This is a genomic window from Mesorhizobium sp. M0244 (assembly GCF_040321795.1).
Lineage (GTDB): Bacteria > Pseudomonadota > Alphaproteobacteria > Rhizobiales > Rhizobiaceae > Mesorhizobium.
This window is the reverse complement of record NZ_JAMYSE010000056.1, coordinates 1-26,718: the sequence shown is the minus strand read 5'-3', so window position 1 is coordinate 26,718 and position 26,718 is coordinate 1. Positions and strand designations below refer to the sequence as shown.

The 26,718-nt window shown below is 60.3% G+C and carries 19 protein-coding genes, 5 pseudogenes and 1 riboswitch; of the genes and pseudogenes, 16 read left to right on the top strand and 8 right to left on the bottom strand.

Annotation, left to right across the window (positions count from 1 at the left end):
• Window positions 1–59: 59 nt before the first annotated feature.
• Together metK and NKJ08_RS26210 are read left to right on the top strand one after the other, a co-directional pair.
• Complete coding sequence (gene metK / locus NKJ08_RS26215; protein WP_352784059.1) at window positions 60–1,235, top strand: methionine adenosyltransferase; 1,176 nt, start codon at window positions 60–62, stop codon at window positions 1,233–1,235.
• A 109-nt stretch (window positions 1,236–1,344) separates the two neighbouring features.
• Window positions 1,345–2,337: an adenosine kinase gene (locus tag NKJ08_RS26210; RefSeq protein ID WP_352784056.1), complete on the top strand. Its 993-nt coding sequence runs from the start codon at window positions 1,345–1,347 to the stop codon at window positions 2,335–2,337.
• A 32-nt stretch (window positions 2,338–2,369) separates the two neighbouring features.
• On the opposite strand, the gene NKJ08_RS26205 is transcribed toward NKJ08_RS26210, so the two are convergent.
• Complete coding sequence (locus NKJ08_RS26205; protein WP_352784053.1) at window positions 2,370–3,044, bottom strand: transposase; 675 nt, start codon at window positions 3,042–3,044, stop codon at window positions 2,370–2,372.
• A gap of 289 nt (window positions 3,045–3,333) precedes the next feature.
• On the opposite strand from NKJ08_RS26205, the gene NKJ08_RS26200 reads away from it, so the two are divergent.
• Together NKJ08_RS26200 and NKJ08_RS26195 are read left to right on the top strand one after the other, a co-directional pair.
• Window positions 3,334–3,585, top strand: a complete 252-nt coding sequence (locus tag NKJ08_RS26200; protein WP_352458261.1) for an MFS transporter — start codon at window positions 3,334–3,336, stop codon at window positions 3,583–3,585.
• A 62-nt stretch (window positions 3,586–3,647) separates the two neighbouring features.
• On the top strand, window positions 3,648–4,481 hold the full coding sequence (locus NKJ08_RS26195) for a helix-turn-helix transcriptional regulator (protein ID WP_352515945.1): 834 nt from the start codon (window positions 3,648–3,650) through the stop codon (window positions 4,479–4,481).
• Window positions 4,482–4,798: 317 nt separating this feature from the next.
• On the opposite strand, the gene NKJ08_RS26190 is transcribed toward NKJ08_RS26195, so the two are convergent.
• Window positions 4,799–5,053: a hypothetical protein gene (locus tag NKJ08_RS26190; protein WP_352468275.1), complete on the bottom strand. Its 255-nt coding sequence runs from the start codon at window positions 5,051–5,053 to the stop codon at window positions 4,799–4,801.
• 50 nt (window positions 5,054–5,103) lie between these two features.
• Between NKJ08_RS26190 and NKJ08_RS26185 the strand changes: the two genes are divergently transcribed.
• Together NKJ08_RS26185 and metE are read left to right on the top strand one after the other, a co-directional pair.
• Window positions 5,104–5,382 (top strand): hypothetical protein, encoded by a 279-nt coding sequence (locus NKJ08_RS26185; protein ID WP_352784050.1) that lies wholly within the window; start codon window positions 5,104–5,106, stop codon window positions 5,380–5,382.
• Between the two features lie 218 nt (window positions 5,383–5,600).
• Window positions 5,601–5,801: riboswitch (cobalamin riboswitch) on the top strand.
• A gap of 95 nt (window positions 5,802–5,896) precedes the next feature.
• Window positions 5,897–8,233: a 5-methyltetrahydropteroyltriglutamate--homocysteine S-methyltransferase gene (metE, locus tag NKJ08_RS26180; protein WP_352784048.1), complete on the top strand. Its 2,337-nt coding sequence runs from the start codon at window positions 5,897–5,899 to the stop codon at window positions 8,231–8,233.
• Between the two features lie 107 nt (window positions 8,234–8,340).
• Here the strand turns inward: metE and NKJ08_RS26175 are convergent, their stop codons facing one another.
• The 3 genes from NKJ08_RS26175 to NKJ08_RS26165 are packed head-to-tail and all read right to left on the bottom strand — an operon-like array spanning window position 8,341 to window position 10,781.
• Complete coding sequence (locus tag NKJ08_RS26175) at window positions 8,341–8,559, bottom strand: FMN-binding negative transcriptional regulator (protein ID WP_352784046.1); 219 nt, start codon at window positions 8,557–8,559, stop codon at window positions 8,341–8,343.
• Between the two features lie 34 nt (window positions 8,560–8,593).
• A complete protein-coding gene (locus NKJ08_RS26170) occupies window positions 8,594–9,496 on the bottom strand; it encodes a dihydrodipicolinate synthase family protein (protein WP_352784044.1) in 903 nt (300 codons plus the stop codon).
• 52 nt (window positions 9,497–9,548) lie between these two features.
• Window positions 9,549–10,781, bottom strand: coding sequence for a trans-sulfuration enzyme family protein (locus NKJ08_RS26165; RefSeq protein WP_352784041.1), 1,233 nt, complete (start codon window positions 10,779–10,781; stop codon window positions 9,549–9,551).
• A gap of 83 nt (window positions 10,782–10,864) precedes the next feature.
• Between NKJ08_RS26165 and pdxR the strand changes: the two genes are divergently transcribed.
• From pdxR to NKJ08_RS26150, 3 genes and pseudogenes are all read left to right on the top strand, one after another.
• A complete protein-coding gene (pdxR, locus tag NKJ08_RS26160) occupies window positions 10,865–12,361 on the top strand; it encodes a MocR-like pyridoxine biosynthesis transcription factor PdxR (protein ID WP_502906356.1) in 1,497 nt (498 codons plus the stop codon).
• Between the two features lie 158 nt (window positions 12,362–12,519).
• Window positions 12,520–12,597: pseudogene (locus NKJ08_RS26155) on the top strand (MOSC domain-containing protein); the annotation flags it as partial.
• A gap of 633 nt (window positions 12,598–13,230) precedes the next feature.
• Complete coding sequence (locus NKJ08_RS26150) at window positions 13,231–13,560, top strand: helix-turn-helix domain-containing protein (protein WP_023679674.1); 330 nt, start codon at window positions 13,231–13,233, stop codon at window positions 13,558–13,560.
• 277 nt (window positions 13,561–13,837) lie between these two features.
• On the opposite strand, the gene NKJ08_RS26145 is transcribed toward NKJ08_RS26150, so the two are convergent.
• Together NKJ08_RS26145 and NKJ08_RS26140 are read right to left on the bottom strand one after the other, a co-directional pair.
• Complete coding sequence (locus NKJ08_RS26145) at window positions 13,838–14,893, bottom strand: cytochrome-c peroxidase (RefSeq protein ID WP_352784085.1); 1,056 nt, start codon at window positions 14,891–14,893, stop codon at window positions 13,838–13,840.
• 810 nt (window positions 14,894–15,703) lie between these two features.
• On the bottom strand, window positions 15,704–15,952 hold the full coding sequence (locus NKJ08_RS26140) for a DUF982 domain-containing protein (RefSeq protein ID WP_352784039.1): 249 nt from the start codon (window positions 15,950–15,952) through the stop codon (window positions 15,704–15,706).
• A 612-nt stretch (window positions 15,953–16,564) separates the two neighbouring features.
• Between NKJ08_RS26140 and NKJ08_RS26135 the strand changes: the two genes are divergently transcribed.
• Entirely contained in the window at window positions 16,565–17,035 is a 471-nt protein-coding gene (locus tag NKJ08_RS26135; RefSeq protein WP_023679671.1) for a Ros/MucR family transcriptional regulator, read from the top strand.
• 227 nt (window positions 17,036–17,262) lie between these two features.
• Here the strand turns inward: NKJ08_RS26135 and NKJ08_RS26130 are convergent, their stop codons facing one another.
• Window positions 17,263–17,475, bottom strand: coding sequence for a cold-shock protein (locus NKJ08_RS26130; protein WP_352784038.1), 213 nt, complete (start codon window positions 17,473–17,475; stop codon window positions 17,263–17,265).
• A gap of 372 nt (window positions 17,476–17,847) precedes the next feature.
• Here NKJ08_RS26130 and NKJ08_RS26125 point away from each other — a divergent pair, with 372 nt between their 5' ends.
• From NKJ08_RS26125 to istB, 6 genes and pseudogenes are all read left to right on the top strand, one after another.
• Window positions 17,848–18,075, top strand: a complete 228-nt coding sequence (locus NKJ08_RS26125; protein ID WP_352784036.1) for a hypothetical protein — start codon at window positions 17,848–17,850, stop codon at window positions 18,073–18,075.
• 1,001 nt (window positions 18,076–19,076) lie between these two features.
• Window positions 19,077–20,423 carry a M16 family metallopeptidase gene (locus NKJ08_RS26120; RefSeq protein ID WP_352784033.1) on the top strand — a complete coding sequence of 449 codons (1,347 nt, stop codon included), beginning with the start codon at window positions 19,077–19,079 and terminating at the stop codon, window positions 20,421–20,423.
• Between the two features lie 2 nt (window positions 20,424–20,425).
• A pseudogene (locus tag NKJ08_RS26115) lies at window positions 20,426–21,767 on the top strand (M16 family metallopeptidase).
• A gap of 478 nt (window positions 21,768–22,245) precedes the next feature.
• Window positions 22,246–23,704 (top strand): annotated as a pseudogene (locus NKJ08_RS26110) (NAD-dependent succinate-semialdehyde dehydrogenase).
• Between the two features lie 966 nt (window positions 23,705–24,670).
• Window positions 24,671–25,953, top strand: a pseudogene (istA, locus tag NKJ08_RS26105) (IS21 family transposase).
• Window positions 25,953–26,718: pseudogene (istB, locus tag NKJ08_RS26100) on the top strand (IS21-like element helper ATPase IstB); the annotation flags it as partial. The pseudogenes istA and istB, both read left to right, overlap by 1 nt.

Below are 26,718 nucleotides of genomic sequence, written 5' to 3'. Positions count from 1 at the left end.
CGCAAGGTGGGCTAAGCAAAATGCCCCATACAACTCCAACACCCGAAACGAGGCATTTCATGGCTAGGCAGTTCGTGTTCTCTTCCGAATCGGTTGGCGCGGGACACCCGGATAAGTTGGCCGACAACATCTCGGATGCCATCCTCGATGCCATCCTCCGCACCGATCCCAAGGCGCGCGTCGCCTGTGAAGCGTTGGTAAAATCAGGGATAGTCGTTCTGGCTGGCGAGATTACCAGCGATGCGCGGGTGGATTATAGCCAAGTTGCGCGCGATACGATTCTCGATATTGGATACGACGATGAGGCCGTCGGCTTTGACGGCCGGCGTTGCTCCGTCGTTCATGCACTCACCGAGCAATCGCCCGACATTAGCCAGGGCGTTGACGAGGGACGAGGGCAGGACCTCCAGCAGGGAGCGGGAGATCAGGGCCTCATGTTCGGCTACGCATGCCGCGAAACCGATACCTTGATGCCTTTGCCGATCCAGCTCGCTCATCGCTTGACGAAACGACAGGCAGATGTCCGGAAAGCACGACAGCTTGGCTGGTTGCGTCCTGACATGAAATCCCAAGTCTCAGTGCGCTATGAGGGGTTGCGCCCGGTCGCCCTGGATACCATCGTCGTATCGACCCAACATGACGAGCAGGTCTCGCAAGAGACGGTCCGCGAGGGCGTCATTGAGGAAATCATAAAGCCTGTCCTGCCGACCCACCTGGAGACGGAAGGCATCAGAATTCTGGTCAACCCGACGGGGAAGTTCGTAGTCGGCGGGCCGCGCGGCGACTGCGGTCTCACTGGACGCAAGATCATCGTCGATTCGTATGGTGGGATGGGTCGTCACGGCGGCGGCGCTTTTTCGGGCAAGGACCCGTCCAAGGTTGACCGCTCAGCTGCCTATGCGGCCCGGTATGTCGCAAAGAATATCGTCGCTAGCGGACTTGCGGACGTCTGCGAGGTGCAGCTTGCTTACGCAATCGGCGTGGCCAGTCCGGTTTCTGTCATGGTCAACACGTTCGGGACAGCGAGGGTTGAGGAAAGAAGGATCGAGCGCCTCATTCTTGAGTTGTTTGATCTCAGACCGAAGGGCATTATCAAGATGCTTGATCTCTTACGCCCTATATACCGCAAGACCGCGACCTATGGCCATTTCGGCCGTGAAGAGCCTGACTTCACCTGGGAGAAGACAGACAGGGCCGACGAATTGCGTCGCGAGGCAGGACTTGCCGCCCCGTGAGGGCTGGCGCCGAACGGATTGGCAAGCGGAAAGCCCATTCCCACTGGCCAGACCCGCCCGCGCCCGGCGTGGCAGAAAGCCGGTGGGTTTTTGGCGGAGACATGAATTGATGCCGGACTATGACGTGCTTTGTATCGGGAATGCCATCGTCGACATCATCGCCCAGTGCGACGAGGCGTTCCTGGAGACCAACGGCATCATCAAGGGCGCAATGAATTTGATCGACACGAGGCGCGCCGAACTGCTCTACAGCCGCATGGGCCCGGCCATCGAAGCCTCGGGCGGCAGCGCCGGCAACACGGCGGCGGGCGTCGCCTCCTTCGGCGGTCGCGCCGCTTTCTTCGGCAAGGTCTCCAACGACGCGCTCGGCGAAATCTACGCGCATGACATCCATGCCCAGGGTGTCGCCTTCGACACCAGGCCGCTTAACGGCGAACCGCCGACAGCGCGCTCGATGATCTTCGTCACGCCGGACGGCGAGCGCTCGATGAACACCTATCTCGGCGCCTGCGTCGAGCTCGGCCCGGAGGACGTCGAGGCCGACAAGGCGTCGGGCGCCGCGGTCACCTATTTCGAGGGCTATCTGTGGGACCCGCCGCGCGCCAAGGAGGCGATCAGGCAGACGGCTAAGCTCGCCCACGCCGCCGGGCGCGAAGTGTCGATGACATTGTCGGACTCGTTCTGCGTCGATCGCTACCGCGACGAATTCCTCGATCTGATGCGCTCCGGCACCGTCGACATCGTCTTTGCCAACAGCCACGAGATCAAGTCGCTCTACCAGACCGCGTCCTTCGACGAGGCGCTGGCGCAAATCCGCAAGGATTGCAAGATCGCCATTGTCACCCGCTCGGAAAAGGGCTCGGTCATCGTGCGCGGCGACGAGACCGTGACCATCAATGCGGCCAGGATCCGCGAGCTGGTCGACACCACCGGCGCCGGCGACCTCTACGCTGCCGGCTTCCTATACGGCTACACGCAAGGCCGCAGCCTGAAGGATTGCGGCGATCTCGGCTCGCTGGCGGCCGGGCTGGTCATCCAGCAGATCGGCCCAAGGCCACGGCAGAATCTGCGCCGCGAGGCCGAGCAGGCGGGATTGCTGTAGGTGGCGAGCCAAGAACCAGCTGCCCACCCTCCTTAATCCAGCCCGAGCCTTTTCTTCAGTTCCGCATTCTCCTTGCGGAGACGATCGGCAAGCAGGCTCTTTAGCCGCTTATTTTCTTCCTCGAGCGCGACGAGATCCTTCAGCCCGTCACTGTCCGCCGCCGGCGCCGCCGCCTTCTTCCAAAGATAATATGTCTGTTCCGAGATGCCGGCTTGCTTCACCGCACTCTTGAGAGTAGCGCCGCCGCCGATCGAGGTCTCGATCTGCGCCAGCTTCTGGGCACGATCCTTCGCGGAGTAGCTCTTTCGGCCTGTTCGCGCTGACGGCGGTGCTTCAGTGGCCGCGGATATCGGCTTGGCGCCGTTCTTGCGGGCAGGCGAGCTCGCCTCAGCTTCTGGCTTCCTCGACCGCCGCGCTCTCGCCTTCGGTTTTGGCGTTTCCGTTTTGTCTGCCGGTTCGCTAACTACTGCTGACTCGGTGTCCAGGGGATTGGCCATGAAATGCTCCACTCGCGGTTCGTGCAAAGGTTCAGCATCAAGGACCACTACAGTAGAGTCAACAAGCTGACGATTTAACAGCTCGACTTCCTTTGTTGTCTCGGCCATCGCCGCGGCGATGTCGAAATTGCCCCAGATGGAACGTGCGGATTTTTGATAATTGCGCTTTTGTTTGACTTCCACGGTGAATGGTCGCGTCTGCCGCCTCATAGTTCCTTCCTGAATAGGAGAATGAAGTCGCCGCTCGAATTTTTGGCGCTTCCTGCTTAGCGCGGAGCATTATCGTATAGCCGCTCAACGGGCAAGTGATGCCGGTCTTCGATGGCTGACCCATCTGGGGAGATTTGAGCGGCTTCGCGCGTCCTGCGCATGCCTGTAAGGCCGCCAAGTTTTCTGGGTTAGCAGGCGCGCACTGTGGCAGCTTGGCTTGTACGGCGAGGCCATGGTTGAGTGAGGCGAAACAAATCCAGCCCCGCGGTCAATCCCGAGGCTTCCCACAATGGCGAAGAGAACATCTTCACTCGTTCCTTTTGAGCACAAGACCTTCCGTTCGCTATGGTCGGCTGCACTCATTTCGAACCTTGGCACCCTAGTGGAAGGTGCGGCGGCAGCTTGGCTGATGACGAGCATCGCAGCAGTAATTTTTGATCGCCCATTCGTGCTGTGTACCAGCCCTGTGTCTTGCGCAAGTGGTCACGAACGGCTGCCGGAGCCTCGAAGACGCCCTAAAAACACATGCTGCGATTTTTGAACACGCTTGACGTGTTAGATTAATTCATCCACAATGCGTGTGTTGAACACGCGAGGTGAGTTATGAACATGAAAGAGCTTAGGGTTCGACTGGGCATGACTCAAAAAGATTTGGCAGAGCAGATGGCAACGACGCAACAGACTGTGGCCCGTTGGGAAACAGGCAAAACGCAGTTGAACGTCGAGCAGATCAAGGACCTTTGTCTCACGTTGAAATGCACGGTCGAGGAGCTGCTGGGCTGGAAGATTGATGTCGAGGAGTGGCGCACGAGCCCGTTTGCAATTGCCGATGCCGAAACGCGATACGGCACGCTCAGAATCAAGACGACTGTTGGCAGCCGCCAATATCCTATCGATGAAAAGGCGCGTGAATCGATTTTACGTCAGTTGAAGGAACTTCATAATCTGCGTAGAAATAACACAAGCAGGCCATGGCTGTATTGTTGGAGCCTTGACAACAAAATACTCTTGATAAATCCGCAATATGTCCGCACCATTGAGCTTATCGGTGACGATGTAGAGGAGATGCCAGAGTATTATCATCCAGAAATCTATCGGGCTTTGGATGACTGGGATAAGGGTGAGGTTTCAGGAAAGCTGAAGAAAGAATGCGATGCCATCATCGCAGAGATGGGTGATCAGGAAGCCGTGCGCATGGCCTCCTATGTTCGCGTCACATATGACGACGGAGAAGATGAGTGGAACTTCTTGGATGAAGAAACCGCTACGACTTTCTTCGGATTGGAAGCTGCGACCTTTGACGTTCCCCAGTGTAGTTTCGCCGAAGTGGAGGAAGAAGGTTACTACCGAGCGCGATACGCCAACCTTGATCGCGTCGCGGTGATGGAGGTTCCAAGCGACCGTTATCACAGATTGACCGCGCCCGAGGAAGCTTAGAACCATCCACGAAGGGCGCATGTTACATCTCGACCTTGCGTGGTGCGTTTTCAGTACGAGATGACGTTAAGCGTAGGTAGTGGCAGGTAAGAGTGCTCGACCAGAAGCTCAACTGCCTCCTCAATATCGCTGCCGATGTGCCGCAGGACACGTCCACGGGAGCGTGGATAGGCGTGAAGTTCCTGCACTCCACGGTCCGCTCTCCCATCGCCGGTGTGTGCCCGACGCCATCTTGTGGACGAGCTTGGCCGCCTGCACCCGGTTGTATTCCGGCTTGCGGTCCGCCTGGGCGGTCCGCCGCGATGGCTATCTCCATGTCAATCGGCGCCGAACTTTGACTGCCCGCTGCTTTTGATGAATTTGGCGAGGTCCCGCGCATAATCACTCTTGGTCTTCTCCTTGAGGCCCTGTGTCGCGAACTTGTGGTCCAGCAGGGCAAACAGGTCCAAGTCCCCTTCCGCCTGTGGCGCTGGCTTGCCCTCACCGCCCTCGGCTTCCCAATTGGGGACCGCTTCTGCGCGCTGCACAGTGGCGATTGTCCGCCCAAGACGCATCACAAGATCGAACGCCAAACCGTGCGCGTGCACGACGATTTGCCGCTCAGGCCTCATTTGGACAGGACTTGAGCTGGCCCGGTGGTTTGAGCCGGGTTACCTTGAGCCGGTGGGCTGCGAACAAGCAGTTCGAGACATTGGCGTCGATCACTTCGCAACACGCCGCTGCGCCTAGCCTCGGTGTGCTCTCCCCGGAATCGTTGTGTCATATCACCGAGGGCATCACGGCCAACAGCTTCCACATGGGCAACAGCCTCGCCATTGAGCCGAATATGGTCGCGAGCGACGAAGCGGTCGGAACCTCGGAGCCGAAGTTCGACGCCGAGGTGGTTCGCATGATGCGCTAAGCAGCACCACGGCGCTTGCCGGTATGTTTGCTGCCGGCAGCCGACGAACTCCCATCCTCCTGGACAAGGGCGCCGTGCGTCATTGCTTTGATTTACCGGCCGCTCAAGGCTTCCACAGTTTTCGCTTTCGAGGCGACCTTTGGAACATGCCAACGGAAATTTAACATAACGACATAAACATTTCTTTATGCGGAGTTGACAAAGAAGCGAACTGCTGTAATTGTCTCCCGCGTCGTGGTTCTCCGTACGGCGCTGCCGCAGCGGAGCTAAGAGGGAAGCCGGTGCGATGCCGGCGCTGCCCCCGCAACTGTTAGCGGCGAGCCAACCCCACTCATGTCACTGAGGCGAATAGCCTTGGGAAGACGGGTAGAGGCTATGACCCCGCGAGCCAGGAGACCTGCCACGGCGAATTACGTCCACGGGCGGGGTGTCTCGGTGGCCGCTGCAGCCTGGCGTTCGTGCCGGCCTGCTAGCGCCTTCCTTGTCACCGACGCCCCAACCATCGGGGTCTGGCATGACTGTCTCTCAGCAAATTCCTGTAGCAACGCTCGGCGTGCCGCGCTTCGGTCGTCGGCGAGAACTGAAATTCGCGCTTGAAAGTTACTGGTCCGGAAAATCTTCCGCCGCCGACCTTCTCACGACGGCGAAGGCGCTCCGTGCCGCTAGCTGGGAGGAGCAGCACGATCGCGGCGTGTCGAAAATCCCGTCGAACGACTTCTCGCTATACGACCATGTGCTCGACACCGCAGCCATGGTCGGCGCCGCTCCATCCCGTTACGGCTGGAATAGCGGCGAGGTCCCACTTGACATCTACTTCGCAATGGCGCGCGGCAACCAGGGTCAGACGGAGGATTGTGGACACGCTGGTCACCACCAGGCGGCTCATCGGCCTGATGTAACCGCGATGGAAATGACCAAGTGGTTTGACACCAACTATCACTACATTGTGCCGGAACTCGACGATGATCAGATGTTCGCCCTCTCGTCGACGAAACCGGTCGACTACTTCCTCGAGGCTAAAGCTCTCGGCATTCACACACGCCCAGTCATCCTTGGACCGATCACCTTCCTCAAGCTGGCGAAATCGTCTGCCGAAGGCTTCGATCCCATCGCGCTCCTGCCGCGGCTGCTGCCCGTCTACGAGCAACTCCTGCAGAGGCTGAAGCTGTCGGGAGCCGACTGGGTGCAGATCGATGAGCCAGCGCTTGTCCTCGATCTGAACCCGAACGAACGAGCTGCGTTCGAATTCGCCTATGGCCAGCTGTCAAAAGCCGCGCCCGAGTTGAAGATCATGCTGGCTACCTATTTCGGGCCGCTGGGAGACAATCTCGAAACCGCGGTTTCTCTGCCCCTGGCCGGGCTGCATATTGATCTCGTGCGCGCTCCCGAGCAGCTGGAAACGGTGGGTCGGCTCGCACCGAAGGATCTGGTGCTCTCGCTTGGCTTGATCGATGGCCGCAACGTCTGGCGTGCGAACCTGCCCGCCATTCTCGACCGCATCAAACCGATCGTCGCCGGCTGGCCCTTGGACCGCGTCGAGATCGCGCCTTCTTGCTCGATGCTGCATGTGCCGATCGACCTGCGCATGGAGACGGAACTCGACGCGGACATCAGGTCGTGGCTCGCCTTCGCGGCCCAGAAGACCGACGAGTTGGTGTTGCTTGCCCGGGCCCTGTCCCAAGGCAGGGATGCGGTGGCAGGCGCGTTGAAAGCGTCTGCCGAGGCTGCCGCCACTCGCGTGACATCCACGAAGATCCATGACCCGCTTGTTGAGGGACGGATCGCCAGCATTGACGACAGCATGAAGCGACGAGAGAGCGCTTTTGCCGAGCGCTCCAGAGTCCAGGCCGGCACGCTCGGGCTGCCGCCGTTCCCGACGACGACCATCGGGTCCTTCCCGCAGACGCCGCAGGTACGCAGGGCGCGGGCCGCTCATGCGAAGGGCCAGCTGAGCTATGTCGACTACGAGACCTTCCTGAAGAAGGAGATCGAGGCTGCAATTCGCTGGCAGGAAGAGATCGGGCTGGACGTGCTGGTGCACGGTGAGTTCGAACGAAACGACATGGTACAGCATTTCGGCGAGCAGCTGTCCGGCTTCGCCTTCACCCAGCATGCCTGGGTGCAAAGCTATGGGTCCCGCTACGTGCGTCCCCCCATAATCTTCGGCGACGTATCGAGGCCCAATCCGATGACGGTGCGCTGGTGGCAATTCGCCCAGTCGCTTACGGAAAAGCCTGTGAAGGGAATGCTCACGGGACCAGTGACCATTCTCAATTGGTCTTTTGTTCGCGACGACGTACCCCGCTCCGAGGCATGCCGCCAGATCGCGCTCGCCGTCCGCGACGAGGTGACGGATCTCGAATGGTCCGGCGCAAGGATGATCCAGATCGATGAGGCCGCGTTTCGCGAAGGATTGCCACTGCGCCAGTCTGACTGGAAAGACTATCTCGACTGGGCTGTCGAATGCTTCCGGATCGCTTCAACGGGTGTAAAGGACGCGACTCAAATCCATACCCACATGTGCTACTCGGAGTTCAACGAGATCATCGACGCGATCGCTGAAATGGATGCGGATGTCATTTCGATTGAGACGTCGCGCTCGAAGATGGAACTGCTGGACGCCTTCACGAGCTCCAAATATCCGAACGAAATCGGTCCCGGAGTCTACGACATTCACTCACCACGCGTCCCGGAAGTCGGCGAGATTTCGGATCTCGTCATGCTTGCCCGCGAGCGACTGTCGGATTCCCAACTGTGGGTAAACCCGGACTGTGGCCTCAAAACACGCAAATGGGAGGAGGTCCGCCCTGCCCTCATGAACATGGTCGATGCAGCACGTGCGCTCCGGTAGAAAGTGTAGGCCGGAGGGTTTCCTGGTTGCTCACCATGTGGTGAGTGACCGGCTGCCGCATGTCGGCCGTGAATGTGCCAAAACGCGATCACATCCTTTGAAATAAGTCACTCGAGCGAGAATGTGCACTTTCCTTCGGCACGTGTATTAATCGCGCAGGAGTAAAGGGTACCGTTTTCTCCCTGTGACGTGTCGAGTTCGAAGGGGATGTGATTGGCGTCGAGACCGCTCCGGCCATGGGTTATCAGCATGCCAAGTGCACTGTTCTCGATCAGTTTGTAGAGGACTTCTCGGCTCGGTTCATCGAAATGCGCGGGTAAATACATGACAGTTCCTTTCACTGGCCGCCGGGTTCGCTATTCACCGGTTGACATCCGATGGTAAGCGTTCCAACGCGGCGGCGATCTGGCGCTTCGCTGCTGAGGGCAGAGGCAGGATGGGACGCGGGGGGTCGGCACGGCAAATGTCGAGCAATTCGGCAAGTGCATAGACGACGCGAACGCTCGAGAACTCCTTGAAGAGGCTCCAGAGCGGCGCAAGCGTGGCATCGATCCGTCGCGCTTCGGCCGCATCGCCCTGCTGCGCCGCCGTGACGATCTTCACGCAGACCTCGGGCAGGATGCCGGCGAGGACGCTGTACCATGTGTCAGCGCCAGCGATCATGGCCTCTGCGGCGTTCCAGTCGCCGCTGTAGCCGATCGAGAACCCTTCCGGCACAGTGCGCCTCTGGTCGGCCAGATGGCTCTTGATCGCATCGCCCTTGTCTGTCGGATTCTTGATAGCGACGATCCCCCGCACCTTTGCCAGGCGGCTGACGAGTGCTGGGGTGAAATGGAAATGCGTCGTTCCTGGAGTGTCGTAGACGACGATCGGCAGGCCGCTCTCGCACGCCACCGTCGAGAAATGTTCGAACACCTCGTCATCAGTGAGCGGGGTGTAAGAGGCGGCGGCAAGCAACCCCGCGGCAGCCCCAAGGGCCTTAGCGTCCTGCGCGAGCCTCACTGCTTCGTCGGTGCGCAGCGCGCCCACACCCACCACGACCGGCATTTGTCCCCCGGTTTCGTCCAAGGTCTCGGCGAGCGCCCGTCGCCGTTCCTCGCGCGTCAGATACATGTATGTGCCGGTGCTGCCGAGAAGACCGATGGAATCGACCCGAGCGGCGCAAAGCCTGGCAATCAGCTTGCGCAGAGCAACGGTATCGACGCGGCCGTCACGATCGGCGGGCGTGATGGGAAACGCGGAAAGACCGCTCAGGAATGCCATGGCAAGGCTCCAGGTTTGTGCGTGAGCGCAGGACTGGCCGGACGACAGGTCATCACAAGGCGTCCAGAGCCCGCCGCAGGTCGGCGATTAGGTCATCGACGTCTTCAAGACCCACCGAGAGACGCATGAGGTCCTCGCCGACTCCATCGGCCAGATGCGCATCCTTGCGGATCGGCTGACGAGCACGGGTCAGGCTTGCCGGATGATAGATGAGGCTGTCGGCATCGCCGAGGCTGACAGCCCGGGTGATCAGGTTGAGCCGGTCCATCATCCGCCGCGCGCCCTCGAACCCAGCGTGGAGGCCAAAGGCCAACATGCCCGACCCTTGGGACATCTGCTTTCGCGCCGTCACCTGATCAGGGTGCGAGTCGAGGAAGGGATAACTCACCCATGCCACCGCCGGGTGCGCCTCGAGCGCCTGAGCCACCGCAAGGGCAGTGGCGCTGTGCCGTTCCATGCGCAGCGTGAGCGTCTTCAGACCGCGCAGGATCAGGAAGGCTGACATGGGCGAGAGCGCTGCGCCGGTGATGTAGCGCAGGCCCGTTTCGTGCAGCGTGCGGAGCGTTTGCGCGTCGCCGAGAATGGCCCCGCCAAGGGCATCGCCGTGCCCATTGATGTATTTGGTCAGGGAGTGGAGCACGAGGTCGGCCCCATGTTCGAGCGGCCGCTGGAGCGCGGGCGAGGCGAAGGTGCTGTCGACTGCAACCTTTACACCGCGCGCGTGGGCGCGCTCGGCAATGGCAGCGAGATCAAGGATGCGGCTCAGCGGATTCACCGGCGTCTCGAAGAAAACAAGCCGGGTCCGCTCGGTGATCGCGGCATCGAGATTTTGAGGATCGGACAGGTCGACCGCGACGACCTTGATGCCGAAGCGGGGGACCGCCTGTTCGACCATGGCAAGCGTGTTCGCATAAAGCGTCCTGTGGACGATGAGTTCATCCCCTTGGGACAGGAGCGACAGGATCAGCGTCCCGAAAGCCGCCATCCCCGAGGCAACGACCAGACCTGCCTCGGCTCCTTCCAGATTGGCAAGCCGTTGTTCGAGGATCTCCGTCGTCGGATTGTATTCGCGCGCATAGAGCCTTCCGCCAAGCGCGGCGGCGGCCTCGTTAGCTGCCACGCTTTCGAATCCATAGGTCGAGGTCAAGAAGACTGGCGGCTGAACGGCATTGGAAAAGCCGGCCGGATCGTAGCCATGATGGATCGCCCGAGTGGCGAATCCGGGACCGGTGTCGTTGAGCGACCGCGTGAGAGCATCGGTTTCGGATTGATAGGAGCGGGTCATTCGGCCTCTAAGATCTTTCTTGGGTTTCCGAAAGATTGACGGCAAACTGGCCAATGTGAAATATCCAGTTGGCGATGAATGAAATGGTCCAGTCTTCAAGTGCCGGTTCTGCAGGTCGCACGCACGCGATGGGTGCACGCCAGATCTACGAGGCTCTTCGCGAGCAGATCCTCGGAAGTGTCTACGAAACCGGCAGTCAGCTGCCTTCATCCCGAGGCCTCGCAAATGACCTTGGGGTTTCGCGAACGACGGTGACGGTCGCCTATGAGCAACTGGCTGCGGAAGGTTTCATCGACGTCCGTCAAGGCGCACGACCCCGCGTTGCATCTTCGTTGATCGGTCCTGAGACAAGCCGCACGCCTGCGAAACGGGTCGGCTCGGTTCTTCTGTCCGCCTATGGGGGCCGACTGCGCGTCACGCCGCCCTGGCCGGATTATCTGCCGACTGGGCTGAAGGTCGATTTCCGCTATGGCGACCTGGCGACGTCAGACTTCCCCGCATTGGTCTGGAAACGTGCGATGAACGAGGCGATGGGGCAGCGCCCGTTGCGTCTTGCCTATGACGACCCTCGCGGCTCGCGCCGGCTGCGCCAGGCGCTCCAGGGCTATCTCTGGCGCGCCCGAACGCTGAGCTGCGACCTCGAGCAGATCATCATCATCAACGGTTCGCAGCAGGGCCTCGATCTGTGCGCTCGCCTGCTTCTCGATCGTGCCGACCGCTTCGTCATCGAGGACCCGTGCTACAGGATGGCGCGTCAGGTCTTTGCCAGTACGGGTGCCTTGCCCATCCCCGTCACCGTCGACGAGGACGGGATGAAGACGGAGTTGCTGGCGGGGATCGGGGCGCGACTGGCCTATGTCACGCCATCGCATCAGTTTCCGCTGGGCGGCGTCATGCCGATCGCGCGCCGCCATCAGCTTCTGGAATGGGCGCGGCACAACAACGCCTATGTGATCGAGGACGACTACGACAGCGAATATCGCTACGACATCAATCCGGTCCCTCCGCTGCACAGTCTCGAGGACCACGGGGCTGTCATCTACCTCGGCACGATCTCCAAAACGCTCTCGCCGATGCTGCGTATCGGCTACCTCGTCGTCCCGCCGGAATTGCAGGAGGTCTTCGCAACCGCCAAACAATTCGCGGACCGGCATTCGCCGGTAGCTGAACAGGAGGCTCTGGCCTCTTTGATCGAGAGTGGCGGCTACGAAAGCCATGTGCGGCGCGTGCGCAGGCTGAACGGCGAGCGTCGGGAGACGTTGTTGGGCGCCTTGCGGCGCAGCTTCGGAGATCGCATCGCTGTCCAGGGAGCAGAGGCCGGTCTGCACGTCGTCGTTTGGTTCGACGAACTGCCGCGATCGCGGGAAACGACCCTGGTCGAAGCCGCCCGAGGCGCGGGCCTGGGGCTACACCTGATCTCGCCCCTTTACGAGCGGCAGTCGGACGAAGGCCACATCGATCGCGTGGGGCTTGTCATGGGCTATGCCGCCTTGAGCATTCGGCAGATCGAGAAGGGCGTTGAGGTCCTGCGAGCGGTTGTCAGGCAGGTACAAGACGCGTTGCCGGGACACGGTGGCTAAAACGGCGGGGACGTGGCGTGCTGGCGAGGAAACCGACCCTTGGGCTGAACCGCGTTTCGTTGCAAAGCCTACTGGACTGGGAAAACGCCATACCATGCTGTTGATCAGGCCAGTTTGGCGGTAGATTTTCGTGCGAGACGAATTTCCGAAAGCGATGCATGACCCGGCAAGGAAAGCTGCTTCACATCCATATCGCGCCCGCTGCCTCCTATGAAATGGAGGATTTGGAGGAGGCGTAGCTTGTTGCCGGCCGAGGTGGGCTCGAGCACCCGCAAGACATAATCGACGATCTCTATCAGGCCTTGTCCACCGCCGAATGATGGAATTATCCAGCGCATGGTGCGGCATGCACCATGGCGACGCCAGAAGATCTGGACGCTCGCCAAGCACCTTTCTTGAAACATTTCCCGAACCACCCGCAGCGCAAAGCCTCCCCATGAGAAAAGAGCATCCCATGTGTTGATTGCGAACGACCCAGAACTATAGCGCGGCGATCTGGGAGAGAATCTCATCCTGATCGCCGCGCCGCACAGAACGGCTCTCGAAAACGAGCGTCGAACGAAATCAGATCACTGCTTGTTCTCCCTTAGCGTTGTTTGGCGTACTTTTATCGCGATGCCTCCAGTGGGGATGGTCCAAATTGCGCAAGCTCGGTCGAGTGATCGCGGAGAAGCTTAATGTCGACTAAATCGAAATTCATGGAGCGGTACGGACAACGGGTGCGAACCCGGGACGTCGTCCCGGTGTCGTCAGGCTCTCCCGTCCGACTGAGCCTCAGTTTTCTTCACGGCGCGAATACTCCTGAGGCCGCCCGGATTCTCGTTAAGAGACAGCTGCCGCTCAGGACGGCCCACGCGATACTCACGGAGATGGTCGATCACGGCAAGGCGTTCGTGACGGTTCCTTGCGTCGACGACCTATTGGCACTGAAGAATGAACTGTCGTCCGCAGGCGTGATCGCGAAGGTTCATGCGCCGCGGCCGATAAGTGTTCGCGAAGTCCGGGATCGCACGAAGCTCTCTCAGGAGGCATTCTCCGTGAGGTATGGCCTCGATCTGGCAACGCTTCGAAACTGGGAGCAAGGTCGCTCGAAACCGGATGCAGCGGCGAATACTCTCCTTTGGACCATCGCCCGGAATCCGGAAGCAGTCGAAGAATCGCTGGACATGGAGGACGGAGTGGCTGCCCCTTCGCCCTAAGGGGGCCGATCACTTCGGCGCGCGGCAATTCGGCCGCCAGCGCGATGGCCGGCCGCCGCGCGGTATCGACAGCGCGCGAGCCTCATGCGTCAGACGCCTTCTTTGGCATGTCGCACGCCAGATCCCAAACATGATTCCATCGCAACGAGCTGGTGACGGAAGCAGTGTCTGCACTTTGGAAACGAGCCATTTGCGTTCTCATGGACGTCGCGACTCGTCTCGTCCAGTAAAAGTCGCAATCATTGTCAATTGCGATGTTCCGCAGTCAGCTGGCCGTTTATTTTCCTAAGATCTGCGTTGTAGGCCGGGGTGTTGTCGCCGTTTCGGCGGGTAAGATGGGATAGGCGACCTCGGGTGCCTTTCCGGTCAGCGAGTTGAGGAAGGCAACAAGCAGGTCGACTTCTTCGTCCGCCAGTACCACGCCAAGCTGGGTGGTTCCCATGATGGCAACGGCCTGTTTCAGATCCCAAACCTTGCCCGAATGAAAGTATGGCGCGGTGAGTGCAACGTTGCGCAGCGGCGCCACGCGGAAAACATAGGAATCGTCGGCTGCATTGGTGACCGCAAATCGGCCCTTGTCTTTTTCCGGCAGGACCTCGGCGCTGGGCTGTTCCACGAGGCCGAATGGGTAATAGGCTTCCCCACCAACGTTGATGCCGGCATGGCAGGACGAGCAGCCTTTGTCCATGAAAAGCGCCAGGCCCTGTTTCTGTTCGGAAGTCATGGCAAGCTCATCACCATTCAGGAAGCTGTCGAAGGGGGCCGGCGTGACCAGTGTCGCCTCGAAGGCTTCGATTGCCTTGGCGAAGTTGTCGAAGGTGACCCGATCGGCTTCAGCCGGAAAAGCTGCATCGAACCACTCGACATATTGCGGCATCGACTTGAGCGTGGCGATGACTTGACCCGGTGTATTGGCCATTTCGACGCCGGCTTGGACCGGTCCCTTCGCCTGAGCCTTCAGGTCTTCGGCACGACCGTCCCAGAACTGGGCGATGTTGAAGACAGCGTTCAGTACAGTCGGCGCGTTGCGCGGTCCCTTCTGCCAACCATGGCCGATCGAGGTTTCATGATTGTCGTCGCCGCCGGTGGCCAAGTTGTGGCACGAGTTGCACGACAAGACGCCTGACGCCGAGACGCGTGGATCGAAGAACAGTGCCTTGCCGAGGGCGATCTTCTCCGGGGTGATCGGGTTGTTAGCGACTACCGGCGTGGTGGGTGGCAAAGCCTTGAAAGTGGCCAGTGCCGTTTCTCTGAGGTCTGCGGGGATCGAATCCGCAGCAAAAGCGATGGCTGTCAGCAAGGGGACAGCCATCGTACTGAATAGGATTTTCATAAATGATCTCGCTGCGTCGTGCACGCAGCCACTCTGGGATATGCGGCTCATGAACGCCCTGCGCTAGATCAGTTGCGGGAGAGGACCGGGTGGTCTGACACCTGTTTTCGCGGCAGAGCTTGGACCGTCCCGGAATTGAACGCTCTTCTCGATTGGATTTCAGGGAGGCGGAGGATCGCTGCTCGGCAAGCGGCGGCGCCGGAGACCGGAGCCGTGCTTCGGTTCTCTCTGCGCCTTCAACTATGAAGAAATCGGGGCCACCGTGTCCGATTCGGTTTGGGGCCGGTTATCTGTTCCGCAGCAGGTCCTGCTCGACTTCCGCCTGCCTTCGCCAGATCGACGTGGGCCCAAATCGATCCGCGATAGTGTCTTGTAGCACCTTTGCGGGAGGATCTTATTGCGACTGTAGAGGGCCGTTTCGGGTGAGCAAAATTACACGAATTTCAAAGGGCGCCCGAGTAGCTGTTTTGATTGGCTTGTGAGGCCTATAGCCTCCATCGAGCGAATATTGGCAGGCGACGGAGCACAATTTTGGCTTCGTTTATCAGCTTCAATGGGCCAACTGCTTTGCTATAATTACAGGGCAATTTACCGTCATGAATTCGAGAGAACCAAGTCCCACGCAGTGATTTTCACACCGGAAGCGTTGCAGTCCTGTCGCGAGAAGCTGGTTTACAACAACATGATTAACATCGCCATAGCGCGCAAAATATTGTTTGTTCGCTATAGTACGCTCCAGATGCCGGCGAAATCTCGATACAATAACCTCGTCGGCGTAACCCGCCCCAGCCTCACATACGACTGCGACGCCTACACTTGCGCTTTTCCACTGCCCGACATGCAGGCAGCGAGCCATTGCATCGCGGAGGTTGCATCTTCCAATATGGCGACCTGTTCCCCAAAGCGGAAAAAAGTCTTGCGCGCTGCGCTCGCAGGTATTCGTCCGTTGTATGCATCAAAGCACGCCCTGAGAGCGGCTTCGTAGATCCGGTCTCTGCGATCTTCTGGCCATTCGTTGAGAAAATCGATAGCATCCGCAGGACGGGCAATCTCTTGCACGATGTGCGCTGCACGCCTTACGAAAGTGGGCTGCTGAAAGTTCCTGAGCTCATTCGTTCCTCCCGACCTGCTGAACCGCTATTTTGCGTGAACAGGCGCCTCCTCTACACCCGCCCACCATTGCGGAATGTGTTGTCACAACGATAGCGGTTCAATAGCAAAGCAGCGGCGTGATGTCCTCGGTTTACCAGCGGGCCAATCCCTAACATCCTGCTGCGAGAGCGGCTCACCGGATGAATCTACATCGTTTCGACCATTGCGAATCAACGCTTGATAGTTCCTCCACGCGCCACCAGGAAGCGGCCACTGCTCTGCCACCGACTTCACAGCCAAAGAGAGGATGGCGAACAGAAACAGCCCGCTTCGTTTCGAGATTACTGGTCGTCTGGCGCAAAGCTTACGGCCGAGACGCGCCTGAAAATGCGCAAGCACCGCGGCAGGTCGCCAACAACGGAACGCATCAACGGTCATGACGGCGCGATACCGCGCTATAGATCTCGCTGCTGGACGAGCATCGCAATAATCCTGTCGAGACCTTGGTTGCTTTCAGCGGCGACCGCCACTATGAAGCGACGCTTCGCCGACTGTGTTTCACGCCGCCTGGAGAGTTTCATGACAGAAGAAGCCGAAAAAAACATCGACACCCTCATCGAGCTCACGGCCGATGTCGTCTCAGCCTATGTCTCCAACAATCCGATCCCGGTGGGGGATCTCCCTGCCCTCATCGGCCAAGTGCACGCGGCTCTGAAAGGGACGGCGGAAGGTGTCTCTGCAAAAGAGCCGGTTGCCCTTACGCCTGCAGTCCCGATCAGGAAGTCGGTGACACCGGACTACATCATCTCCCTTGAAGACGGGAAGAAATTCAAATCGTTAAAGCGCCATCTGTCGACCCACTATGGGCTGACGCCGGATGGATATCGGGCCAAATGGGGCCTGCCGGCGGATTATCCCATGGTCGCGCCGAACTACGCCGCGGCGCGCTCGTCATTGGCCAAGACAATGGGGCTCGGCCGCAAACCGAAAGCGCCGGAAGCGCCGGAGCCGGCGCCGACGAAGCGAACCCGCAAGAAGGTCGCGGCTTGATTTCGGCAATCGAGATTCGTTCTGGAGCGTTGCAGCCATCGGCTTAATCTGCGCGTCATATAAAAAGGCGGGGCCAACCCCGCCTTCCTTTCAAACAACTTTGTTTCATGAGGAATTCGCGACGCCTGCAGCAATCTGCTGCCCTCAGTTTTTGCTCGCTCCTATCGAGCGGCCGTGAGGACCTCCCGACCTACGCGCTGACTCTTGCCAGGACGCAGGAGAAAATTTCAACCAGCTTTGCTCAGGCTGCCAGCGAAGGATTTGCCAGTGCGGCGATCCTGCTCGATCTCATAGTTGATCTTCTGGCCGTCAGCGAGGGTCGAGAGGCCCGCGCGTTCGACAGCGGAAATGTGGACGAAAACATCCGGACCGCCATTGTCGGGCTGGATAAATCCAAACCCCTTGGTGCTGTTGAACCACTTTACCGTTCCAGTCGGCATATACGTGTTCCTCCTTAACAATTGCAACGTGGGCCCGCCACTCCCCCCCCCCGACTCATAGCCGAGACTTGGGCGCAGCAGAAAGCGAAAAATTGTTAAGCCCCGATCAGCTGGCGCACTCCATTTTGGCCGTAGTCGCCAGCAAGCACTGTCCTACACTACCGCTCGAGCATGGCCGGAAGCGCCCGATCCTTCCAACGCCCCTCAGCTCCACGTCTATCGCTGGAGCTTGGAGGCACGGCACGTAAGGCCGACCGCTGCTCGTGCCGCCAGGTCAAAAGCCGGGTAGTTCACGGAGCTACCTTCGTGCATAACGGCTTGGCAAGCGCTTGAAGGAGTTTCGAATTGGATTGTTTCAAGAGGGTCGAGGGGTTGATCGAAGCCACCAGCGTGGAAGCGATCGATAAAGCGCGCGTTTTGCTGGACCAGTTCAAGGGCAACTCAGAAACAATCGCCCAAGCGATCGACGACTTCCTACTTGATTTCATGACCTTGCTGTTTGTGGTAGAAGCTACCCGCGAGCGGTTCCACAATCCGGCGAGGCGGTTGGCGCGCATCAGATTGAGCAGGATCAGGCTGTTACTCACCCGATGCTCTTGACCTTAGGGACCACGCCGCCAGGGATGCGTTTGCAGCCGCAAAGAAGGCAAAATCTATTCGCCGGCAAACCGAGCACAGCCAGGCGGTATTTACGCAAATGAATTCGATCGCGACCGCCAAATTCTCCTGTGTGGTACCCAGCGACGACGGCAAGCGCGGACAGCTTCCGTGCAGCTGTCCTCCAGCGACAAACGTGCCTGCATGACCCCATCCACGGCGAGCTCGACGGTTGTTTCTTACGTTTGACCAAGGTCCCGCGCAAACACTCCCCTTTCCCGCAGCAACTCATCAGGCTCGACGGCCTCGCGGCAGGCGCATTACGCCAGAAGCGCGCCACCCCATCCTTCTTTCCCGCCCGAGGCCTACGATCTTCGTTTTTTGGATCAGATCCGTCCTAGCGCGCGAGCAGGCTCCGCGCTCGAGTTGGCCTGGGGTGCTCACGCCTCTGCCCTTCAGCATCGACCCGGTCTGGCTGTCGAGGACAGGGTTCCGCTGGGGTGACCAACATCTCCATTCTCACCGTCAGTGCAGCGGCCATTCGAAGCGCATCCTATACCCCTCCCCGGCAGCCCGCCCAATCGTCTTCCGCACGAAGAAGATATTCTCAGCCGCGCGCGCGTCGCGTTCGGCCCTGTCCGATGTCCGACAATGTCGGATGCGCAACATGGCAGAGCCCGATTTGTCCACTGCCTCGAACGGTTTTCTGATCTGGCACGGTGCATGCTTGGTCATCCGCAAGGCGTCGCGGACCAAGGAGAATCCGTCCCATGATCACCTCACCAAGAAATACCGCCGCAGGTCTCCTGGGTCCATCCAAAGATGAGGCTCGAGTAGGGCTTGGTCCCCTGAAGAGCTTATTCATCTGGCTCGGCGCTGCCCGCCGATCCTCCCACGCGGGGAGACTGGGACGCAGCGCCTTCATCAAAATGAGGAACAAATCACTTTGCCTCGAACCTTGCCTTTCGACCAGCCACCACAACCGCAGCCATCGATCGTCCCCCTTGCTGCGCAGGGCGTTCATTGCCACCGCGCTGGCCCTGGTGACGACCGCTCCGGCTCTGGCCGCCACCGACGGCGGCAAGGTGACGGATTTCCTGCTCGACAACGGCATGGAAGTGGTGGTCATCCCCGATCACCGCGCACCGATCGTCACTCATATGATCTGGTACAAGATCGGCAGCGCCGACGAGCCACCCGGCAAATCCGGCCTTGCCCATTTCCTCAAGCATCTGATGTTCAAGGCGACGACCAACCACGCCGCCGGCGAGTTCGACCGAGCCGTCTCAGCCATCGGCGGCTACAACAACGCCTTCACCGCCTATGACTACACCACCTTCCTCGAGACGGTGGCGCCCTCGGCGTTGGGTGAGATGATGGGCTTCGAGGCCGATCGCATGTTCAACCTCATCCTCAACGACGATGATATCAAGACCGAGCGCGACGTGATCCTGGAGGAGCGCCGTTGGCACAGAGAGACGAACCCGCATGCTCTGCTGGACGAGGAGGTCAACGCGACGTTGCGGCAAAACCAGCCCTACCGCATTCCGGTCATCGGCTGGATGCAGGAGATGGAGAAGCTGAACGGCACCGACGCATTCACCATCTACAACAAATACTACCGACCGAACAACGCCGTGCTGGTGGTGGCCGGCGACGTAGAGCCTGAGACGGTGAAGGCGCTGGCCGAGAAGACCTATGGCAAGGTTGTGCGCGGGCCGGACCTGCCCCCGCGCAACCGCCCGGTCGAGCCGGAGCAGAACACCAGGCGCACAGTGACGCTGACCGATGCGCGCGTTTCGGTGCCGAGCTTTTCCACTCAATGGGTGGTGCCGTCCTATCATACGGCAGAGCCCGGCGAGGCCGAGGCGCTCGACCTGCTGGCCGAGATCCTCGGCGGCGGTAACCGCAGCCGGCTATATCAGGAGCTTGTCGCCAAGCAAGGCATAGCTTCGGCGGCCGGCGCCTCCTTCCAGGGCACGATGCTAGACGACACCAATTTCACCATCTCCGGCTCGCCGCGCGGCGATGCAAAGCTCGTCGATCTCGAAGCGGCAGCCGTTGCCGAAGTCGCCCGGATCGCCAAGGATGGCGTCACCAGCGACGAGCTGGACAAGGCCAAAGACCGCTATATCCGCTCGGTGATTTTTGCGCACGACGAGCTGGACCACATTGCCAACATTTATGGCAAGACGCTCACCACCGGTGGCAATGTGAAGGACGTGCTCGAGAGGCCGGACCGCGTCCGCAAGGTCACCACCGACGAGGTCAAGGCGGTCGCCGCGCGTTATCTGGTGCTCGACCATTCGACGACAGGCTATCTTTTGCCGCAGCAACAGGCGGGGAATTGATCATGAGCTCCATCCCCATGCAAATGCGCCGGCCGGTCTTCCCTCGGCGCGCCTTCGCCACCCTCTTCCTCTCCATCCTCTTCCTCATCGTGCCGGCGCTCGCCGCCCCCGCGATGAATATCCAGGAAGTCAATCGGCAAAGGGCACCACCGCCTGGCTGGTCGAGGATCATACGGTGCCGATCATCGCCATCCGCTTCGTCTTCGACGGCGGCACCGCGCAGGACCCGGCGGCAAGGAAGGCCTCGCCAATTTAATGACCGGCCTGTTCAACGAGGGCGCCGGCGATCTCGACAGCGACGCCTTCCAGGTCAAGCTCGACCATGCCGGCGTCGAGATGAGCTTCGGCGCGCAACGCGACGGCATCAATGGGTCGATGCGCATGCTTTCCGAACAACAGGATGCTGCTATCGATCTGCTAAGGCTCGCGGTCAACAGACCGCGCTTCGACCAGGAGGCGGTCGACCCTATCCGCGCCCAATTTTCTGCGGCATCATCGCCAATGAGCGCGACCCCGAGACGATCGCCCAGCGCAAATGGCGGCGCGCGATCTACGGCACGCACCCTTATTCGAGGCCGGACGAAGGTACCAAAGCGAGCCTCGGCCGGCATAACGCCGGCCGATCTCGGCGCCTTCCACCAGGCGACTTTCGCTCGCTACGGGCTCCATGTTGCAGTGGTTGCCGACATGGACGCCAAGACGGTAAGCGACAAGCTCGACCAGGCGTTCGGCCATTTGCGCGAGAAGCAGACGCTTTCCCCCATTGCCGATGTCTCCGCAAAACTCGGACAGCAGGTGGAGGTGAATTACGATCTTCCGCAGACCTCGCTGCGATTGGCTTTTCCAGGCGTCAAGCGGAGTGCGCCCGACTTCTTCGCCGCGAAGCTGATGAACGAGATTCTCGGTGGCAGCGCCTTCACCTCGCGGCTATTTGATGAGGTGCGGGAAAAGCGCGGCCTTGCCTATGGCCTCCGCTCTTATCTGGTCGATAACGAGCATTCTCGTGCGCTGCTGCTTACGACACGACACGCTCGGACCGCGCCGCCAAGACCCTGAGCATCGTACGTCAGGAAGGATATGGCGGAGAAGGGGCCGACGGAGGCCGAGCTCGAGGCGAGCAAGAAATATCTGATCGGCGCATACCCATCAAACATCTGGATGCCTCCAGCTCGATCGCAGCCACGCTGGTCGATTTGCAGCTCGACAATCTCGGCATCGACTACATCCAGCGCCGCGCCGCCCTCATCGATCAGGTGACGCTCGACCAGGTCAAGGCAGCGGCGAAGAAGCTGCTTTCGCCGAGCCCGCCATTACGTTGGCCCGCCGCTGGGGGGCAAAGGATAAGCCCAAGACCCCTTTTCGACCTTCCTTCTCCCCTTGTGACGCCTTCTCATTAGGGGACGAAATCGGTTCCGTGGGGCAAACGGATCTGTTTAAAGGCGCGAGGAGCGGTTTTCGCGGGCCTTGCCAGGCATTTGCCGGTTCAGGCGGTCGATTATTGGGGTGCGCTCCTCCTCAGGCCAGCCTCTCTTCGAGTGGATAGAGGACGCCGATCGTGGTCCGCAGATTGTAGGCGCAGGCCCCCAGCATCCACTCCGCGCGGATGGCGAAGCCGATGTCCGTTGTTCAATCGTTCGACTAGTAGAACCGCGAGGCATCTTCTAGCGAAATCAGGTATTCTCCCTTCCAGTTGGGTACCGTGGTCTACTAGCTGTCTGGCCGAGGCCCTATAAGGAACCTGGACGTCGCGGAGTACACACCGCACCTGCTATATACACCTGCTGCGTTGAGGAGGAATCCGGTATTGCCCCTGTGCCTGCCGATGATCCGTCACCTGAGATCCCCCGACCTGTTTGGACCCATTGATCGCCTGCCGGCACTTGGCACGCGGATTAGCGAGCGGGCATTCGAGATCCTCAACCCGTCGACTGGCGAAGTGCTGGCAGAACTACCCGACATGGGTGTCGAGGAGACATGCGCTGCGATCGACAAGGCCTATGTCGCGCAGCCTGGATGGGCAGGGTTGACCGCACGTGAGCGCAGCGACGTTCTATGGCGATGGCATCAGTTGATCATCGACCACGCCGACGATCTCGCCGCAATTCTCACCGCGGAGATGGGCAAGCCGCTTGCCGAAGCCAAATCGGAGATATCGCATGCTGCGGCGTATCTGCAATGGTACGCCGAGGAGGCCAATCGCGTCTATGGCGAGACGATCTCCGCACCATCGACGGACCGCCGAATGCTGGTGATCAAGCAGCCCATCGGGGTCGTCGGCACGATAACGCCGTGGAATTTCCCGGCCTCGATGGTGGCGCGCAAAATCTCGCCAGCCTTGGCGGCGGGCTGCACGATCGTCCTCAAGCCCGCTGAACAGACGCCGCTCGTGGCGGGCGCAATGTTCGCCCTCGCCCATCAGGCTGGCTTTCCCGAAGGCGTCGTCAACCTGATCTATGCGTCCGAAGGTGACGCGGTCGGCCGCGAACTTTGCACCAATCCCAAGGTCCGCAAGATCAGCTTCACCGGGTCGACTGAGATCGGGCGCCTTCTCATGCGCCAGTGCTCGGACCAGATCAAAAAAGTCAGCCTTGAGCTCGGCGGCAATGCACCTTTCATCGTCTTCGATGATGCCGATATCGATGCCGCGGTTGACGGTGCGATCCAGGCGAAGTTCCGCAATGCCGGCCAGACCTGCGTTTCGGCGAACCGCCTTTACGTCCAGTCGGGCGTTCGCGACGAGTTCGTCGAGAAATTCGTGGAACGGGCTCGCCAACTTCAAGTCGGTGACGGTTTCGCTCCCGGAGTGGACATCGGACCGCTCATCGACAAGCACGCTTTGGCCAAGATCGAATCCCATATTGCCGATGTGGTCGCCAAAGGCGGCGCAATTCGATGCGGGGGCAAACGCATCGGCACGAATGGCACGTTTTTCCAACCGACGGTCCTGACCCGGTGTCTCCAGCGAGATGACCGTCGCGCAAGAAGAGACATTCGGGCCGTTGGCACCGATTATTCGCTTCAAAGATGCGGATCAGGCCGTGCGTGAGGCCAATGACACGATCTACGGCCTCGCGGCCTACTTCTATGCCTCCAACCTGAAGCGTGTCTGGCGTGTGGCCGAGGCCTTGGAATATGGAATGGTCGGGGTAAATACCGGCCGGATGTCTTCGGAAGCAGCGCCGTTCGGTGGGATAAAACAGTCCGGCATCGGGCGGGAGGGATCCCGCCATGGCCTCGAGGACTACCTCGAAATGAAATATCTCTGCATGGGCGGCATCTGAAGCATCGGTTTGCAGGGTTCACAGACCGGGTAACCTAGCGAGCGATCTCCAAATAGGTGAATTGTAGGATCGCTCCTCGATCGGGAACTGAGGGGCGGCTCCGTACCCGAGCAAACACGCAATCCTGAAGGAGCACACTGGCTGGATGTATCTCTCGACGAGACAAGCGTCTGCATTGTCGGCGCAGACGGCGCGCATGTGACGGAGGATACGCTTGCGAGCGATTTGGCGGCCCTCGCCGACTATCTTCAGGCGACGGGCTGTCATTGCGCGGGTCTGGTTGGAAGCTTGTGCACGATCGCGATCGTGAACGCTGGTTGTGCGCAATATACGGTTTCTGGGGCAGAATTTGAAATTCCGATTGTCAGTAGCTCAGTTGTTCTTCGCCCGACTGCCGGCGGCGGCTCGGCCGCGGCCGCATCGTACCTAACATCATCCCCCGTGCCGGCTGCCCGGATCCGGCTCGCTGAACACCGCCCTTCCATCTGATACGGTCCATGTGGCCCGTGTCCTATGCACGAGGCTCTGCGCCGGCCAGCCGGCTTAACCCTCGTACCGTTGCATATCAGGTGATGGGCCGCCCTCAGACCCAGCAATCACAGGGACCAGTTGCATACGTCCGTTCGAACGCAGCTTGCTGGTGTGATCGAGACCTCAAATCCGTCAACCAGTTTGTCGAGTTCGCGGAGGGTGGGGCCAAGAATGTTTGCAGGCTCGCCCGGGGCTATCAGGCCGGGCAAGGTCCCCGCTTTTTCCGCTGGCGGTGAATGCAGATCCATACGCGTAGCCGGTCTTCGTCGCTCAGATCGTCCGTCACCTCATGGGGATCTGCTAATTGAAGCCGGGTACGTGAAGCGTCTTAGTCTCTCATGTTCCCTGTCAAGGTTGAAGGCTGTCGGCCGAATTGAGAAACTGACCCCCTGACGAAATGAAGAACTGACCCCTCGGTTATGAGAGGAGGCATGGATGACGGTTGAGATTTCGGCGATTCCTGCATTGTCGAGAACGATGCGGGGGGAGGAGATGCTTCAGCCTGAAGAAGTGGCAGCGATGCTGCGGCTGCATGAGCTTGGCTGGGGAGCGAAGCGACTTGCGAAGGAATTCGGATGCGCGCGCAACACGGTGCGTCGGTATCTGCGCGAGGGCGGGACTTTTCCGTTTCGCAAGCCTGTGCGGCGGACCGCGTTTGACGGGCTGGACGATTGGCTGCGGGAGCGCTTCTTCCGCCATGGCGGCAACGCCGATGTGGTGCGCCAGGAACTGGAGAGCGAACATGGGATCGTTATAGGGCTTCGGTCGGTGGAGCTTCGGGTGCAGGGTTGGCGTCGGGAGTTGAGGGCGCAGAAGCGCGCGACGGTTCGGTTTGAGACGGCGCCGGGACATCAGATGCAGATCGACTTTGGCGACACGCGGGCGTGGGTCGGCGGCGAGCGTGTTCGGGTGCACCTGTTTGTAGCAACGCTGGGTTACTCGCGTCGGCTGCATATCCGTCCCTCGCTTCGGGAGCGCCAGGCGGACTGGTTCGAGGGGATGGAAGGAGCCTTCCTTCGCTTCGGCGGGGTTCCAACGGAAGTACTGTTCGACAATCCGAAGGCGCTGGTCGAACATCACGATGCGACGACGCGGGAGGTGCGGTTCAATGTGAGGCTGCACACCTTTGCCCGCTACTGGGGATTTACGCCGCGGGCTTGTGCGCCCTACCGGGCGCGTACGAAGGGGAAGGACGAACGCGGGGTCGGCTATGTCAAGCGCAATGCGATTGCCGGCCGCCGGTTCGAGAACTGGGCGGCGTTCGAGGCGCATCTGGACCGGTGGACACGCGAGATTGTCGTGTGCATGGCACGACCGGCGTGGCTCCTGCGGAGCGCTTTGCCGAAGAAGCCATGGCGCTTCGCCCTCTGGGCGGACGGGCACCGTTTGGGCAGCTGCGCGATCTCGTGCGCAAGGTCCAGGCGGACTGCGCAATCGACCTGGACACGAACAGTTACTCGGTTCCCTGGCGGCTGATCGGGGAGAGCGTCCAAGTCGTGGTGCTGGGCGGCCGCGTTATCGTGCGTCATGCGGGCGAGGTGGTGGCGGATCATGCCTTGTGCCGCGGGCGTCGCCAACGGATTGTCGAGCGGGCGCATCTTGCCGGCGTGGTCGGCGCTGCTGCGCCGGTGCGATCGGCGCCGGCGGAGATCGTTGCGCCTTCCGCTCTGTTGCGGCCGCTGGCCGAATATGAGGCACTGGTGGGAGGCAGCTGGTGATGACGACGGTCGATCACGAGATGCTGGTGGCTCAGCTCGACCGGCTGAAGCTGACCGCGATCCGGGATCAGCTCGATACGCTGCTGGACGAAGCGGCGCGTTCGCAAATGACCTTGCGCGAGGCTTTGGCCTTCCTGGTGACGCGCGAGATCGCGCGGCGCGACGAGCGGCGCATCTCCATGGCAGGCAAGATCGCGCAGTTCCCGTTTGTGCGCGAACTCGATGGCTTCGACTTCGACGCGCAGCCTTCGCTGGATCAGCGCCAAGTCCGGGAGCTGGCGACCTGCCGCTGGATTGCGCATGGCGACACGGTCCTGTTCCTTGGACCTCCGGGTACGGGCAAGACACATCTGGCGGTGGCTCTCGGGCGCGAGGCGATCCGGCAGAACCATAGCGTCCAGTTCGTCACGGCGGCCACGCTGGTGGCGATGCTGGCCAAGGCCCATGACGACGGTTCACTCGAAAAGCAGCTGACGACCCTGTCGCGGCCGAAACTGTTGATCATCGACGAGCTCGGCTATCTCCCGTTCGAAGCCAACGCCGCGCATCTGTTCTTCCAGCTGGTGTCGCGGCGTTATGAGCGGGGATCGATCCTGATCACCTCCAACCGCTCGGTGGCGAATGGGGCAGCGTGTTTGGCGATCCCGTGGTCGCGACCGCGATCCTTGATCGCCTGCTTCATCATTCGACAGTGATCACCATCCGCGGTGACAGCTACCGGCTTCGCGAAAAGCGTCGTTCCGGCCTATTGCAGAAGGCCGGAAC